Here is a 14,821-nt window from a genome sequence, read left to right on the forward strand (position 1 = left end):
TGCAACTGCATTAAATGTGTTGGCATTTAATGCACGCGCATGTAATGTTCCCCGCATGACTTCACCAGCAACGCTCACGGCCGCTCAGGCGAGCGATCCGGCCAGATGGTCAGCCCGGCTCTGGGGCATGCTGATCACGCTGTGCATCGTGTTGTTCCTCGACGGCCTCGACGTCTCGATGATCGGTGTCGCGCTGCCGTCCATCGGCGCGGAACTCGATCTGTCAACCTCGACGCTGCAATGGCTGGTCAGCGGGTACGTCCTCGGCTACGGCGGTCTGTTGCTGCTCGGCGGTCGCACCGCCGATCTGCTCGGGCGGCGCAAGGTCTTCCTGATCGCGCTCGCGGTCTTCGCGGTCGCCTCGCTGGCCGGCGGTCTGGTCAGCTCCGGCCCGCTGCTGATCCTCACCCGCTTCGTCAAGGGCCTCGCCGCCGCGTTCACCGCGCCGACCGGCCTGTCCATCATCACCACGAACTTCGCCGAGGGCCCCGCCCGCAACAAGGCGCTGTCCATCTACACGGTGTTCGGCGCGGGCGGTTACTCCATGGGCCTGCTGTTCGGCGGCCTGATGACCGGTGTGGGCTGGCGCTGGACGTTCTTGCTTCCGGTGCCGATCGCACTCGCCGCGCTGGCCGCGGCCTTCGTGCTGGTGCCGAAGGACAAGCCCGCCGAGGAAGGCGGACACGACCTGCTCGGCGCGCTGCTGTCGACCGCGGCCATGTTGCTGCTGGTCTACACCGTGGTCGCCGCGCCGGAAGCCGGCTGGGCGTCGGTGCGCACCATCGGTTCGTTCGTCGCGGTCGCCGCGCTGTTCGCCGGGTTCGTCGCGGTGGAGAAGCGGGTGCGCTACCCGCTGGTTCGCCTCGGGATCCTGCGCAAGTCCTCGCTGGTCCGGGCCAGTCTCGCGATCGTCGCGGTGGCGGGTTCCTACTTCAGCTGGCAGTTCATCGTGACGCTGTACCTGCAGGACACGCTCGGCTGGTCGCCGCTGAAGCTGGCCATGGCGCTGCTGCCGGTCGGACTGCTGGTCGTGCTGTCGGCCTTCTTCTCCGACAAGCTCGTCGATCGCTTCGGCACGGGGCCGGTGATCGGCGTGACCATGACCGTGATGGCCGTCGGTTACCTGCTCTTCCTGCGGCTGGACACCGCGCCCTCCTACCTGACGATGCTGCTGCCCGCGGTGCTGCTGATCGGTATCGGATGGGTCGGCTTCCCGGCCATCAACATCCAGGCCACCAACGGCATCGATGACGAGGAACAGGGTCTCGCCGCCGGAGTGCTGCAAACGTCCATGCAGGTCGGCGCGGCCATCGTGCTCGCGGTGACCACGGCGATCATCGCCTCCGGCGCGCATGCCGACATCTCGGCCACCGGGATGCTCGACACCTACCGTCCCGGTCTGGAGTTCGCCGCGGGCGTGTCCATCGTCGGCGCGCTCGTCGCCATGCTGGCCTTCGCACCGCGCTTCCGCGGCCAGGAGCGGGCGGCGGACGAGGAGAAGGAACTGCAACTCGTCGGCTGACCGAGTGGTCGACACCGAGCGCCGTCACCCAGCATCGGGTGGCGGCGCTCGACGTATGCGGCTGATTCCGTGGGACCGGAGGATTCCGGCGGATGCGCCGGGCTGCTCTGTTCAGAGCGGCATCACGTTCGGCTCGCTCGTTCGGCTCACGAAAACGGCGGGGCCACAGAATCTTTCGCGGAGCGGATGAAGGTGAGCTCCCGGCCGTCGCGACCGACCCTCGGCCACTCGATGCCGAGCGTGGGATCGAACGCGTCGATGTCGTGGTCGAACTCCGGCTGGTACTCCAGGGAGCACAAGTAGGTGACCGTCGAGCCGTCCTCCAGCGAGAGGATCGCGTGGCCGAGCCCTTCGGACAGGAACACCGAGCGCCGGTCGACGTCGTCGAGCAGCACGCTGTCCCAGCGGCCGTAGGCCGGCGAGCCGGGACGCAGGTCGACGACCACGTCGAGGAACGCGCCGCGCACACACGTCACGTACTTCGCCTGTCCGGGCGGGTCCTCGGTGTAGTGGATGCCGCGCAGCACCCCCGCCGCCGACACCGAGCAGTTGACCTGCCGCAGATCGAACGGCCGCCCGGTCGCCTTCTCGAACTCCGAGGCCTTGAATCCCTCGAGAAACATGCCGCGATCGTCACCGTGCTGGCGCGGCGTGATCACCCACGCGCCCGGCACCGCGAGTTCCCGGAACTCCATGCTCACCAGTCCCGTCCGCGCTCGAGCAGGTCGAGCAGATAGCGTCCGTAACCGGAGCGGACCAGCGGTTCGGCCAGCGCGCACAGCTGCTCGTCGTCGATGAAGCCCATCCGCCAGGCCACCTCCTCGGGTACGCCGATCTTGAGGCCCTGCCGCTCCTCGATGGTGCGCACGTAATTGGCGGCGTCGAGCAGGGAATCGAAGGTACCGGTGTCCAGCCAGGCGGTACCCCGGGCGAGCACGTCCACGCTCAGGCGATCCTGTTCCAGGTAGGCGCGATTGATATCGGTGATCTCGTACTCGCCGCGCGCGGACGGCCGCAGCGACCTGGCGATCTCCACCACGTCGTTGTCGTAGAAGTACAACCCGGGAATGGCGTAGTTCGACCGCGGCGTTTTGGGCTTCTCCTCGATGGACACCGCACGCCCCTCGGTGAACTCGACCACGCCGTAGGCGGTCGGGTCCGACACCCAGTAGGCGAACACCGCGCCGCCGTCGATGCCGTGGAAGCGATTGAGGCTGGTGCCGAGGCCGGGACCGTGAAAGATGTTGTCGCCGAGTACGAGTGCCGCGCAATCGCCCCCGATGTGATCGGCGCCGAGGACGAAGGCCCTGGCCAGGCCGTCCGGCTCGGGCTGGACCACGTAGCTGAGCGACAGCCCGAACTGCGTGCCGTCGCCGAGCAGACGCTGGAACGCCGCCGCGTCGTCGGGCGTGGTGATCACCAGGATGTCCCTGATCCCCGCGAGCATCAGCGTGGAAAGGGGGTAGTAGACCATGGGTTTGTCGTAGACCGGGACCAGCTGCTTGCTCACCCCGCGCGTGATCGGGTGCAACCGGGAGCCGGTGCCGCCCGCCAGAATGATTCCGCGCATGCCATGGAGTCTGCCAGTTTCGCGGCTCCGGGATTCGGTGAGGTTCCGAGTAGTCCTCGATTCGGTTACGGGCGTTTCGCCGCGGCCGGGTTGGAGCGATTCTGTTGCGTAGGTCACGATGCGCATGGTGTTCTGAAAAAACACTGTGTGAGATGTCAGCGCCGACAGCTCGCCTGGGCTCGGTCCGGTCGTGATTCGGCGCGCCAGTTGTGAGGTAGGTGCGCGATGACGGCCAGAGACGGCGAGCCCGGCGTGGTGATGAATCCCAGGGGACCCAGTGCGCAATCGCGCTTACTGCTGGCCACCTGTATGGGCGTGGTCCGGCCGGTGCTGCGCACCCTCCCGGTCACCAAGGCGACCATTCCCCTCGGCGCGGCCACCGTCGACGGGCTGGCGAGGTTGCGTCCCCGGCCGCACGGCATCGACCGGGAGCAGGTCACGCTGCACCGCATGCGCTTGGAGATCATCCGTCCGGCGGGGGCGTCGCGCGCGCTGCGCCACGGTGCGGTGCTCTACATGCACGGCGGCGGCTTCGCGATCTGCAACACCCGCAGCCACCGCCCGGTCGCGGCGAGCCTGGCCCGCCGCACCGGCTTGCCCGTGATCAACGTCGAGTACCGCCAGTTGCCCCGCACGCGGATCAGCGACTCGGTGGGAGACTGCCTGGCGGCCTACCGCTGGCTGCTGCGCCATGGCGCGGACCCGGCGCGCATCGTCTTCGCGGGTGATTCGGCGGGCGGGTACCTCACCTTCGCGACCGCGCTGCTGGCCCTGGAGTCGGGGCTGCCCGCGCCGGCCGGGCTGGTGGGCTTGAGCCCGTTGCTGGACCTGGACTACGGGGCGAAGCGCGACTACGTCAACGTCGCGCGGGATCCCTACATCCCGCTGTCGGCGCTGGAAGCCGTGGTGCGCATCGGCGCGGAGGTCGACGGGGCGCTCGATCCGATTCTGTCGCCGGTCAACGCGGTGCTGTCCGCGCTTCCTCCGGTGCTGCTGATCGCCGCGGAGGACGAGGTGCTGCGCTTCGACTCGGAATTGATGGCGCAGCGGCTCACCGCGGCGGGCGTGCCGAACGCGCTGGAACTGTGGCGCGGCCAGGTACACGCCTTCATGAGCATCGCGCCGAATCTGCCGGAGAGCAGGGCGGCGCTGGCGCGGGTCGCCCGGTTCGTGCGGGCCCGCATCGCGGACGACCAGCAGGCGCGGACGGCTTGACCGTCCGGCCTTTCCAGGCGAGCCTCGCCCCGCACTCGGCCGGGACGGGGCTCGCGTCCTGTGCGGGTTTTCAGCTATTCCGCGCCGGCCCGCGCTGGACGAAATTGATTCCACCTGAGAGTTATTCGCTCTTGATAGTGCAGGTCAGCACCCGGCGAAGTTTGTAAGTTCCATATTGTTCAGTATTTGTTCACTTCGCGGCCGTCGACGGAATAATGGAGGCCCCGCTCGGCGCGAACGCGCGAGCGGGGCCTCCGATGGATTCAGTTGTGTGCGTTCGGCCGCGGATTACTTCGGGGCGTTGAACGGCTGGTTGATGGTGGTGAAGTACTGGATCGCGGCGCCGATGGCGACCGGGGCGGTGATCAGCAGCTGGCCCGCCAGGGTGCCCAGGGCGCCGACGGCGATGATGCCGCCGAGGCAGCCGATGGCCGCGGCCGGGATGAACGCGCCGAACAGGCCGACGATGGCCGCGGAGGCGACGGTCGCGCCCGCGATGCCGCCGAGCACGCAACCGACGGCGCCGCCGCCGATGCCGCCGACCAGGGTGCCGATGGTGGCGCCGGTGGAGATGGTGTCCTTCATGCGGTTGAAGGCGGCCTGCTCACGGTCGTACTCGCTCTTCCAGGGCGCCTTGTCCTCGAAAGGCAGGGCGACCGGCTTGTAGGTCGCGTGCGCCATGTCGAACTGCGGGGTCAGGGTGGCGGTGCGGTCCGCGATCTCGGCAGCGATCGGGAACTCGAAGTCGTCCACCCGGAAGGTCAGCGGCATGCCGGTGAGCACGTCACCGTTGGCGGCCTTGACCTTGAACGTGCCGTCCTCGACGACCATGGAACCGGCATCGGTCGTGATGATGGACTGGGTGTCGGTCGCGTGCGCGGTGAAGTTCACCGCGCCGTCGGCCTCGGAGGCCGGAGCCGCGTTGACGGTGCCGGCGGTGACGCCGAGAGCGGCGATCAGCAGCGCCGACGTCGCGGCGAATTTCCTCATCAGCATTTTGTTTGGAACCTCTATTGAAGCGTTCGGAGGGGACTAGACGAGCAAAATCTAGAGCAGCTAACGCGTGGTGAACCCTTTGTGACTGTTTATTCAAATTTTGTTCACCGTCGCGACCCACGGCGTGGTGGGGTCGCGGAAATAGGGGTGCTGACCGGCCTTTTCGATAGCGAACAAATCCGGGAGTTCCAAACGCTGGGAAGTCAATGAGACGAACGTCACAGATCGGAACCATGGAGATCGGTTAGACGACACCGCGTTTCGAGTCCGTCGCCCGGGCGGCGTGGCCCCACGTACAGTCATGGGGTGCGATTGCTCGTCACCGGTGGCGCCGGTTTCATCGGCGCGAACTTCGTCCAGCAGACCGTGTCCGACCACCCGGATACGTCCGTCACCGTCCTCGACGCCCTGACCTATGCCGGGAACCGGGCCTCCCTCGACCCGGTGGCCGACCGCATCGAGTTCGTGCACGGCGACATCGCCGACCTCGGCCTGGTGGACGACCTGGTCGGCCGCGCCGACGCGGTGGTGCACTTCGCCGCGGAGTCGCACAACGACAACTCCCTCGCCGAGCCGTGGCCGTTCGTGCAGACCAATATCGTCGGCACCTACTCCCTGCTCCAGGCCGTGCGCAGGCACGACGTGCGCTACCACCATGTCTCCACCGACGAGGTGTACGGCGACCTCGCCCCGGACGACCCGGCCTTCACCGAGACCACCCCGTACAACCCGTCCAGCCCGTACTCGGCCACCAAGGCATCGAGCGATCTGCTGGTGCGCGCGTGGACCCGCTCGTTCGGCGTGCGCGCCACCATCTCCAACTGCAGTAACAATTACGGCCCCTACCAGCACGTGGAGAAATTCATCCCGCGCCAGATCACCAATCTGATCGATGGGGTGCGCCCCCGGCTCTACGGGGCCGGACATCAGGTGCGCGACTGGATCCACGTCCACGACCACAATCGCGCCGTATGGGAGATCCTGCACCGGGGCCGGATCGGGCAGACCTACCTGATCGGCGCCGACGGTCAACTCGACAACAAGTCGGTGGTGCGGATGATCCTCGCGGAGTTCGGCCGCGACCCCGAGGACTTCGACCACGTGACCGACCGGCCCGGCCACGACCAGCGCTACGCGATCGACGCGACGCTGCTGCGTTCCGAACTCGATTGGCGCCCCCGTTACGCGGACTTCCGCGCCGGACTCGCGGCGACGATCCAGTGGTACCGGGACAACGAATCCTGGTGGCGTCCGCACAAAGCCGCTACCGAGCGGGCCTACGCCGACGCGGGCGAGCGGACGCTGAGCGCGACGGGAGACTGAAGCCGCGCGGCGCGCCGCTCAGCCCCAGACGATGGTGTAGTACTTCGCCGCCGCCGCGACCAGCGCCACGGTCGTCGCCACCAGCACCGTGACGGCCGGGCCCACCGACGGTGTCTTTCCGGTGGCGTCGGTCAGCCGCAACGGCAGCCAGCGCAGCAGCACCGCCAGCGTGACGATCGCCAGCGGAACGAAGTAGCGGCCCTGGACGCCGTCGATGATGTAGTAGCCGACCGGCGTGAAGGACATGTAGAGCGTCACGTAGATCATCGCGACGCTCGCGGCCATGGTGAGCGCGACGATCAGGGTGCGGCGGAAAGCCGGTGCGGTCATCCGCTCCGCGACGCCGATGCTCACCGCGAACGCCAGCAGGCAGGCCAGCATGGACAGGGCGGGCACGTCGACGTAGGCGAAGCCGAGTTCGCCGAAGAACTGGCTGAACCAGCGCTGGTCACGCAGGGCGATGCTCTCGCCGAACACGTGCGCGAACTCCGGCGGATCCCGCAGGATGCCGCTGAGCTGGTCGCCTGGCCGCACCGAATGCCACTGGTGCGGCGGCCGCATCAGGCCCATGCCGTCGCCGGTCGGCGCGGCGATCTTCATCCACACCGCGAACGCCAGCGCTCCGGCCGCCGCGAAGACCCACGGAATCCAGCGCCGCCATCCGCTGAACCCGAACCGATCGGCGGGCACCAGGGCGACCAGCAGCGCGAGCAGCACGTAGGTGGGCTTGCTCACCGGCAGCAGGATCGTCGCGGCCAGCAGCGCGCCGATCTCGGCCCGGTTCAGGCGCTCGCCGAGGAACACGGCCTTCACCAGCAGCGCCGAGACCAGGATGGCCAGTGCGTTGGTCATGGTGTCCGCGGTGACCGTCCCCGCCTGGAACACCGCGATCGGCAGCACGGCGACGGTGAACGCCAGCCACTGCACCCGGTGCGCGCGCAAGGCGTACAGGCCGAATCCGACCACGGCGAGGTAGGCCGCCAGCCCGGCGAACCGGGTGAGCAGCAGCAGGCCGCCCACGTTCAGTCCGAAGAGCTCGCCGAGGCGGATGCCGATGGCGGCCGGGATGTAGGGCACCGGCGAGTACGCCGCGGTGTTGGTGAACCACACCGGTTCGGTGGCGTCCGAGACCGCGGCGCCGGTCAATTGGTCGTAGCGCGCCGGGTCGGCCACCATGGGGTCCGGCTCTTCGGGGTTGGTGGTGTAGTCCCGCAGGGCGTAGCCCATCAGCTCGGTGATGCTGGCCGGGACGTCTCCGCCGTAGGCGATGCCGCGATCGTCGTGGATCCGCTGCGGCAGGAATCCGCCGTGGGCGACCTGGTAGGCGCGACCGAACTGGGTGATCTCGTCATGTCCCCAGAACGGCGGGGCCAGAACGGTGAACAGCGCGCCGAAGATGGTCGCGAGCAGCGTGAAGGCGATCGTCGCCGCGCCCAAGCGCGTCACCACGCGCGCCGCCCGGCCTTTCGCGGACCGGTCCGAGCCGTTGGCCGCCTCTTCGGCGTCCAACGCGGGAAGCGGTGCGGTGTCGGTCGCGGGTAGCGGTGCGGTGTCCGATGGCTCGACCGGATTCTCTTCCGGCGTGGCGGTTCGATCCGCCGAGGTCGTCACCGTTCGGCTCCGCCGTTGCCGTGCGGGTCCTCCGCACCCACCGCGTGGTAGCGCAGGTAGACCAGGCGCGCGGCCTCGTGCCTGGAGCGCCGGATGCCGTCGAGGATCAGGCCCGCGGTCCAGGCGAGGCTGCCCAGCAGCAGCAAGGTGAAGCCGAGGAACAGCGTCGGGAACCGCGGCACCGTGTGGCTGTTGTAGAACTCCACGATGATCGGGATGGTCAGGATGATCGAGACCAGCCAGCTCAGCGTGCCGAACAGGCCGTAGAACGCGACCGGCCGCTCGTGGCGGGCCAGTCCGATGATCAAGGCGAGGATCTTGAAGCCGTCGTGATAGGTGCGCAGCTTGCTCTCGCTGCCAGCGGGACGGTCGCGGAAGCCGACCGGCACCGCGGTCTGCGGCACCCGTAGGTGCAGGGAATGCACCGTGAGCTCGGTCTCGATCTCGAATTCGCGGGACACCGCGGGGAAGCTCTTCACGAAGCGGCGGGAGAACACCCGGAAGCCGGAGAGCATGTCCTCGACGTTCTCGCCGAACACCTTCCCGACCACGCCGTTGAGCACCTTGTTGCCGGTCTCGTGCCCAGCGCGGTAGGCCGAGGCGCCCTCGTCCTGCTTGCGCACGCCGAGCACATGGTCGTAGGGGCCGTCGAGCAGCGTCTTGATCATCATCGGCGCGGCGGACGCCTCGTAGGTGTCGTCGCCGTCGATCATCAAGTACACGTCGGCCTCGATGTCGGCGAAGGCGCGGCGCACCACATTGCCCTTGCCCTTGGTGTTCTCGTACCGCACGATCGCTCCGGCCTCGCGGGCGCGCTCGGCGGTCTTGTCCGTGCTCAGATTGTCGTAGACGTAGACGACGATTCCCGGCACGGCGGCCTGCAGATCGGCCACGACCTTGGCGACCGAGGCCTCTTCGTTGTGACACGGAACCACGGCGGCAATACGGAGCTCGGTGGAGTCCACCCGGGTCAATCCTCGCGATCGGTGAATGTGGGAACACGGGGAGGGTACAGGGAACTCACAGCTTGCGCGTGGCCGACCTCACCGTCCGCGGGAGCGGAATTTCCCCGCGCGGGGGCTCGGGTGTTCCTGCGGTACCGTCGGGCCGTGCCATCCAGTGAGTCCACCGCGCCAGCGGGCGAGCCAGTGACGCAGGAGACCGGAGCGGTCGTCGGCAAGGTGCTGAGCGCGCTGCGCCGAGGCGGGGCCTTCCTGGTGGTCGGCGCCGTCGGCTTCCTGGTCGACGCGGGCACGTACAACCTCCTGGTCTTCTGGGGTGGCGAGGGCGTGCTCTATCACTACCCACTGCCTGCCAAGATCATCGCGATCGCGGTGGCGACGGTGGTGACCTATTTCGGCAACAAATGGTGGACCTTCGCGCACAAACAGACCGACAACCCCGGGCGCGAGTACCTGTTGTACACCGTGTTCAACGTGATCGCGATCGGCCTGCAACTCGGTTGTCTCGGCTTCTCCCGCTACGTGCTCGACCTGTCGAGCCCGCTGTCGGACAACATCTCCGGTACGTTGATCGGGCAGATCGTGGCCGTGATTTTCCGGTACTGGGCCTACGACAAGTTCGTCTTCACCGGAGCGCGCGCGGGCGATGGCGGCGCCACCGACAACGAATCGGCGAACGTTTAGCAATGCTTCGTGCACACGTCGGCGTGGCTGTACGGCGGGCAACCGCACAGGGCGGTTGATATCCTCACCCCCGCCGTGAAGGCATCGAGGGGCGTGTCTGTCCCGTCCGGCACAATGAGAATTTCGAGGATTTCATGGATCAGTCGGCTATCGAGGCCGTTACCGAAACAAACGATCGCTCGACGGCCGCTGAGGCGCCTGCCGCGCTGCGCGCCGACCATCGGGCGCCGGACCGGCTCGTGCTCCAGCGCGGTATCTTCACCGGTCCTTCGGCGAAGGTGAGCGACGAGTTGTACGCCGTCGTGAAGGGTGGCGCGCACCGCGACCGCCAGACCCTGCGCTTGGACAAGGGCGCGAGCGCGCACACAAACACCTACTTCGGCCGGTTCGCCGCCAGCTACTGGCAGCGTTGGACCACGGTCACCGAGGTGCGGGTCACCATGGTGCTCGACGTCGCCGCCAAGGCGAACATCCGCCTGGTGGCCTCCGACATCGCGGGTCACCGCAGGATCATCGACACCCAGCGGGTCGCCGCGAGCGGTTCGGTCACCCTGACCGCCCCGCTCGACCAGTACGTCGACGGCGGCGCGCTGTGGCTGGAGTTCGACGCCGTCGGCGGCGCGCTCGGCATCGCGGAGCTGGCCTGGAGCGCCGTCGCGCCGGAACGCGTCCGCCCGGTCGCCATCGCGATCTGCACCTTCAACCGGGCCGCCGACTGCGCCGAGACGGTCGCGGCGCTGTCCTCCGATCCGACCGTGCTGGCCGCCATCGATGCGGTGTACGTCGTCGATCAGGGCACCGATCTGGTGGAGAACCGGCCGCGCTACCAGGAGGTCGCGCCGGTCTTCGGCGAGAAGCTGCGCTACCTGCGTCAGCCGAACCTCGGCGGCGCGGGCGGCTTCACCCGTGGGCTCTACGAGGTGTCGGCGGTCAACGAGCACGCCGACGTCATCCTGATGGACGACGACATCCTGTGCGAACCGGAGACGGTGCTGCGCCTGAACGCGTTCGCCAACCTGACGGTCGAGCCAACTCTGGTCGGCGCGCAGATGTTGTTCCTGCTCAACCCCGATTACCTCAACGTCGGCGCCGAGGAGGTGCACCTGAACCGGCTGCGGCACGGCCAGAAGGTGCCCAAGGCGCTGCGCAACACCAGCATGCTGAAGAAGAACCAGGAGCGCCGCGTCGACGCCGGCTACAACGCCTGGTGGACCTGCCTCATCCCGGCCGAGGTGGTCGCGAAGATCGGCCTGCCGATCCCGATCTTCTTCCAGTGGGACGACGTGGAATACGGCATCCGGGCGCGCGAGCACGGTTTCGTCACCGTCACGCTGCCCAACGCCGCGGTCTGGCACGCGGACTTCTACTGGAAGGACTACGACGACTGGGCGCGCTACTTCAGCACCCGCAACTCGCTGATCGTCGGCTCGCTGCACACCGAGCTGGACGGTAAGGACATCGCGGGCAGGCTGTTCCGTGAGATGGCCGAGCAGTTGGTCGCGATGCAATACGGCCTGGTGCACACCACGCTGCAAGGCATCGAAGACTTCTTGAAAGGCCCGAAGGTGCTGCACGACGGCGGGATCGAAGCGCTGGCCGCCGCGCGCAGCAGCCGGGCGGACTACCCGGAGACGATCAAGCATCCGGCCGCGACCCCGCCGGTCCGCTCGGCGGACATCCAGCTGCGCCGTGCCGGTGGCGAACCCAGTCGCGCGAAATTGGTCTTGATCAAGCGCGCGATCAATCAGTGGCTCGGCCGCACCCAGCACGGCATCATCGGCGTCACCAGGGAAGACGCCTACTGGTGGCATGTCTCGCTGTTCGACCACGTGGTGGTCACCGACGCCTCGCAATCCGGCGTCCGTGTGCGTCAGCGCGACAAGGCCCGCGCGCTGCGATTGCTGCGTCGCATGGTGCGTGTGCTGCGGCGCTTGCGCCGGGAGCTGCCCGCCCTGCAGGCGCAGTACCGCGCCGCCATGCCGGAGCTGACCAGCCGCGAGAACTGGGAACGGTTGTACGGGATCGAGAAGTCCGGCGCTCGGCGCGCCTGATCCGAGTGCCCCCGAAACCGCGTTGACCGGTTCCGGGGGCATGCCCGTATCTTGCGCGCGTCAGAGAAAGAGGTCGGTGGTCAATTCGCCGTCGCCGGGCGTGACGCGGTACTTGTCCAGGTCGGTGATGCCGTGCGCGGCCAGGACCTCGTCGTCGATGAAGAAGTTGCCGCTGGTCTCCTTGCCGGGCGAGGTCAGCACCAGGTAGGCGGCGTCGGCGTAGATGTCGGGGGTGCGGGAGGTGGAGATCATCTCCTCGCCGCCGAGCAGGTTCTTCACCGCCGCGGTGGCGATCGTGGTGCGCGGCCACAGCGAGTTGACGCCGATGCCGTCGCCCTTGAGTTCCTCGGCCAGCCCCAGCGTGGTCAGCGACATGCCGTACTTGGCGATGGTGTAGCCCAGCGCCATGCCCGCCCACTTGGGGTCCAGGTTGAGCGGCGGGGACAGCGTCAGGATGTGCGGGTTGCGCCCGGCCTTCGCCGATTCGCGCAGATGCGGGATGCTCAGTTTGGACAGCAGGAAGCTGCCCCTGCAGTTGATGTCCTGCATCAGGTCGTACTTCTTCATCGGCAGCGCGTCGGTGGGGGACAGGTCGATCGCGGAGGCGTTGTTCACCACGATGTCGATGCCGCCGAACCGCTCGACCGTCCGGCGCACGGCCTCGGCCACCGACTCGTCGACGCGGACGTCGCCCACGAACGGCAGCACCTGCCCGCCGGCCGCCTCGAGTTCCGCGGCGGCGGTGTGGATGGTGCCGGGCAGCTTGGGATGCGGCTGATCGGTCTTCGCGATCAGGGTGATGTTCGCGCCGTCGGCCGCGGCCCGCTTGGCGATCTCCAGCCCGATGCCGCGACTGCCGCCGGACATGATCATCGTCCGGCCCGCTAGCGGCTTGGATCCCGGTTCCGTCATCTGACCTGCTCCTTCGTTTCCGCCGCAGGCAGCAGCCCGCGGCTGTACGCGCTTGCAGACCAATCGTAAACCCGCTCGCTATGCAACCAGTTGCATAGCAGGTGCGAAGAGAGGGCACCGGCGCGCCGGTGCCCTCTCTCGGTTCAGGCCGTCGCGGCGATCAGCACGATGTTCAGCAGGAACATCAGGCCGACCAGGGCCCACACGATGTACAGGAACAGCATGCCCGGCGCCTTCTGCGGAACCGGCCCGATCGCGCCGTTGAGGAAGATCACCACCGGCGCCTTGTAGTAGAACCGGGTGGCCTGCCCCTCGGCGATCGGCACGGTCACGTTGGCCGGACCCATGTCGAACAACCAGGGGGTGGTGACCCGGACGTGGTACTGGCCGGGGCCGACCGGAATGTGGTTCGCGCCCCAGCGGGTGTTGGGCACACGCTGCCCGTTGACCAAGATCTTCGGCTTGGTCAGCGCGAGCATGAACGTCCAGAGCGAATACGAGGCATCGATGGTGATGCCAGGCGGATCAGCGGGCGCGCCGTAGCCCTGCGGACCGAACTGTTGCGGCTGACCGTACGGTTGCGGCTGGCCATACGGCGGCTGCCCGTAGGGCTGCGGCTGCCCGTACTGCGGTGCCTGCTGGCCGAATTGGGGCGCAGGCTGCCCGTACGGCGGCTGGCCCGGCTGCGGTTGGGCGAGGTGCGGTTGACTCGGATGCTGCCCCGCGGGCGGCGCGTACTGCGCGGGCGCCTGCGGCGGCGGGTACTGGCCGACTGGCGGCTGCTGACCGAATGTCGGCTGTCCGGGCCATTGGCCGGGCTGCTGACCGGGTGGCGGGTACCCGCCGGGCTGACTCATCTATCCCTCCCAGATAGCGAACGATGCGAGGGGCACCCTACCGTGCCCCCGCTCGATCAGCGTCGCGAGTTCCGTTCCCGGAACATCTTGCGGTGGTGCTTGGTGATGTCCCGCCAGGCTCGCTCGCGTTCGGCTCGCAGCCGCTTGTCGGTGCGCGCCAGCATCCACTCGTTCTCCCGCGCCAGCTTGTCGTAGCTGTCGAGCCTGCGCTGGGTGAGTTCGCCGTTGTCGATCGCCTCCCGCACGGCGCACCCCGGTTCGCCGTGGTGAGCGCAGTCGCCGAAACGGCACTGCGCGGCAAGGGTTTCGATGTCGCTGAAGGTCTTCTCGATGCCTTCGCCCGCGTCCCACAGTCCGACGCCGCGCAGCCCGGGGGTGTCGATCAGGGTGCCGCCGCCGGGCAGCGGGCGCAGCTCCCGGTGCACCGTGGTGTGCCTGCCTTTCTTGTCGGTGTCGCGGACCGCGTTGGTGGCGAAGACCTCCGCGCCGAGCAGCGCGTTGGCGAGGGTGGACTTCCCAGCGCCGGAGGGTCCGAGCAGCGCGACGGTGCCGTCGAGCAGCGCCGTGAGCACGTCGAGCCCGAGGCCGGTGCTCGCGCTCACCTCGAGCACGGCTGCGCCAGGTGCCGCGGCGCGGACCTGGGCGAGCGGAAGGTCTTCGGCCGCGTCGGCCTTGGTGAGCAGCACGATCGGCTGGGCGTTGCTCTCCCAGACGAGCGCGAGCATGCGTTCGATGCGGCCGAGATCCACGTCGCCGTCGGCGGCGGTGCAGATCAGCACGGTGTCGACATTGGCGGCGAGCACTTGGCCATGCGATCGGCCGGATGCGGAGGACCGCGTGATCGCCGACCGGCGCGGCAGCAACCGGCGCACCGCGGAGCCGGCATCGATGGTCACCCAGTCGCCGGTGCACAGTCCGCCGACCTCGGAATCGGGGCGCGGGCAACGGGCGCGGGTGAGCCCGTTCGGCGTGGCGACGTCGCATTCACTGCGATCCATCCGGATCACACGCGCGGGCACACAGTCTTCCTCGATCATCGAGGCGTAATGCGAGGCGACGGCTTCGGTCCAGCCGTAAGGGACGAGAAGGTCGTGGTCGACCATGATGGAAGGAATCCT

At 68.1% G+C, this 14,821-nt stretch carries 13 protein-coding genes; 5 read left to right on the top strand and 8 right to left on the bottom strand.

All coding sequences use genetic code 11. From position 1 onward, the window contains the following. The first annotated feature begins 55 nt into the window (after positions 1 to 55). Positions 56 to 1,522: an MFS transporter gene (locus tag ACWDMM_RS10560; protein ID WP_195079719.1), complete on the top strand. Its 1,467-nt coding sequence runs from the start codon at positions 56 to 58 to the stop codon at positions 1,520 to 1,522. Between the two features lie 146 nt (positions 1,523 to 1,668). Here the strand turns inward: ACWDMM_RS10560 and ACWDMM_RS10565 are convergent, their stop codons facing one another. Continuing rightward, positions 1,669 to 2,217, bottom strand: a complete 549-nt coding sequence (locus ACWDMM_RS10565) for a dTDP-4-dehydrorhamnose 3,5-epimerase family protein (protein WP_195079895.1) — start codon at positions 2,215 to 2,217, stop codon at positions 1,669 to 1,671. A 2-nt stretch (positions 2,218 to 2,219) separates the two neighbouring features. Beyond that, the gene (gene rfbA / locus ACWDMM_RS10570; protein ID WP_195079720.1) at positions 2,220 to 3,092 is read right to left on the bottom strand and encodes a glucose-1-phosphate thymidylyltransferase RfbA; all 873 of its coding nucleotides are present in this window, start codon (positions 3,090 to 3,092) and stop codon (positions 2,220 to 2,222) included. Positions 3,093 to 3,317: 225 nt separating this feature from the next. Here rfbA and ACWDMM_RS10575 point away from each other — a divergent pair, with 225 nt between their 5' ends. Beyond that, positions 3,318 to 4,307 (top strand): alpha/beta hydrolase, encoded by a 990-nt coding sequence (locus ACWDMM_RS10575; protein ID WP_195079721.1) that lies wholly within the window; start codon positions 3,318 to 3,320, stop codon positions 4,305 to 4,307. Positions 4,308 to 4,595: 288 nt separating this feature from the next. On the opposite strand, the gene ACWDMM_RS10580 is transcribed toward ACWDMM_RS10575, so the two are convergent. Next, complete coding sequence (locus tag ACWDMM_RS10580) at positions 4,596 to 5,303, bottom strand: hypothetical protein (RefSeq protein ID WP_195079722.1); 708 nt, start codon at positions 5,301 to 5,303, stop codon at positions 4,596 to 4,598. 306 nt (positions 5,304 to 5,609) lie between these two features. Between ACWDMM_RS10580 and rfbB the strand changes: the two genes are divergently transcribed. Continuing rightward, positions 5,610 to 6,626 carry a dTDP-glucose 4,6-dehydratase gene (gene rfbB, locus ACWDMM_RS10585; RefSeq protein ID WP_195079723.1) on the top strand — a complete coding sequence of 339 codons (1,017 nt, stop codon included), beginning with the start codon at positions 5,610 to 5,612 and terminating at the stop codon, positions 6,624 to 6,626. A gap of 18 nt (positions 6,627 to 6,644) precedes the next feature. Here the strand turns inward: rfbB and ACWDMM_RS10590 are convergent, their stop codons facing one another. After that, the gene (locus tag ACWDMM_RS10590; protein WP_449937039.1) at positions 6,645 to 8,237 is read right to left on the bottom strand and encodes a DUF2142 domain-containing protein; all 1,593 of its coding nucleotides are present in this window, start codon (positions 8,235 to 8,237) and stop codon (positions 6,645 to 6,647) included. Further along, entirely contained in the window at positions 8,234 to 9,202 is a 969-nt protein-coding gene (locus tag ACWDMM_RS10595) for a glycosyltransferase (RefSeq protein ID WP_195079725.1), read from the bottom strand. Before ACWDMM_RS10595 ends, ACWDMM_RS10590 begins: the two co-directional genes overlap by 4 nt. Before the next feature lie 144 nt (positions 9,203 to 9,346). Between ACWDMM_RS10595 and ACWDMM_RS10600 the strand changes: the two genes are divergently transcribed. Continuing rightward, positions 9,347 to 9,883, top strand: coding sequence for a GtrA family protein (locus tag ACWDMM_RS10600; protein ID WP_449937043.1), 537 nt, complete (start codon positions 9,347 to 9,349; stop codon positions 9,881 to 9,883). A gap of 134 nt (positions 9,884 to 10,017) precedes the next feature. Then, positions 10,018 to 11,934: a glycosyltransferase gene (locus ACWDMM_RS10605; RefSeq protein ID WP_449937046.1), complete on the top strand. Its 1,917-nt coding sequence runs from the start codon at positions 10,018 to 10,020 to the stop codon at positions 11,932 to 11,934. Between the two features lie 60 nt (positions 11,935 to 11,994). Here the strand turns inward: ACWDMM_RS10605 and ACWDMM_RS10610 are convergent, their stop codons facing one another. The 3 genes from ACWDMM_RS10610 to rsgA form a co-directional block, all read right to left on the bottom strand. Next, the gene (locus ACWDMM_RS10610; RefSeq protein WP_357108735.1) at positions 11,995 to 12,846 is read right to left on the bottom strand and encodes an SDR family oxidoreductase; all 852 of its coding nucleotides are present in this window, start codon (positions 12,844 to 12,846) and stop codon (positions 11,995 to 11,997) included. Positions 12,847 to 12,989: 143 nt separating this feature from the next. Beyond that, a complete protein-coding gene (locus ACWDMM_RS10615) occupies positions 12,990 to 13,703 on the bottom strand; it encodes a hypothetical protein (RefSeq protein ID WP_449937048.1) in 714 nt (237 codons plus the stop codon). Positions 13,704 to 13,759: 56 nt separating this feature from the next. Then, positions 13,760 to 14,806, bottom strand: coding sequence for a ribosome small subunit-dependent GTPase A (gene rsgA, locus ACWDMM_RS10620; protein ID WP_449937050.1), 1,047 nt, complete (start codon positions 14,804 to 14,806; stop codon positions 13,760 to 13,762). Positions 14,807 to 14,821 lie beyond the last annotated feature (15 nt).

This window comes from Nocardia sp. NPDC003726 (assembly GCF_053586955.1).

Excerpts from the sequence above, each read along its gene's own strand:
- ACWDMM_RS10560 (WP_195079719.1), top strand. The coding sequence starts at position 56 with ATGACTTCACCAGCAACGCTCACGGCCGCTCAGGCGAGCGATCCGGCC.
- ACWDMM_RS10610 (WP_357108735.1), bottom strand. The coding sequence starts at position 12,846 with ATGACGGAACCGGGATCCAAGCCGCTAGCGGGCCGGACGATGATCATG.
- ACWDMM_RS10565 (WP_195079895.1), bottom strand. The coding sequence starts at position 2,217 with ATGGAGTTCCGGGAACTCGCGGTGCCGGGCGCGTGGGTGATCACGCCG.
- ACWDMM_RS10575 (WP_195079721.1), top strand. The coding sequence starts at position 3,318 with ATGACGGCCAGAGACGGCGAGCCCGGCGTGGTGATGAATCCCAGGGGA.
- ACWDMM_RS10615 (WP_449937048.1), bottom strand. The coding sequence starts at position 13,703 with ATGAGTCAGCCCGGCGGGTACCCGCCACCCGGTCAGCAGCCCGGCCAA.
- ACWDMM_RS10605 (WP_449937046.1), top strand. The coding sequence starts at position 10,018 with ATGGATCAGTCGGCTATCGAGGCCGTTACCGAAACAAACGATCGCTCG.
- rsgA (WP_449937050.1), bottom strand. The coding sequence starts at position 14,806 with ATGGTCGACCACGACCTTCTCGTCCCTTACGGCTGGACCGAAGCCGTC.
- ACWDMM_RS10580 (WP_195079722.1), bottom strand. The coding sequence starts at position 5,303 with ATGCTGATGAGGAAATTCGCCGCGACGTCGGCGCTGCTGATCGCCGCT.
- rfbA (WP_195079720.1), bottom strand. The coding sequence starts at position 3,092 with ATGCGCGGAATCATTCTGGCGGGCGGCACCGGCTCCCGGTTGCACCCG.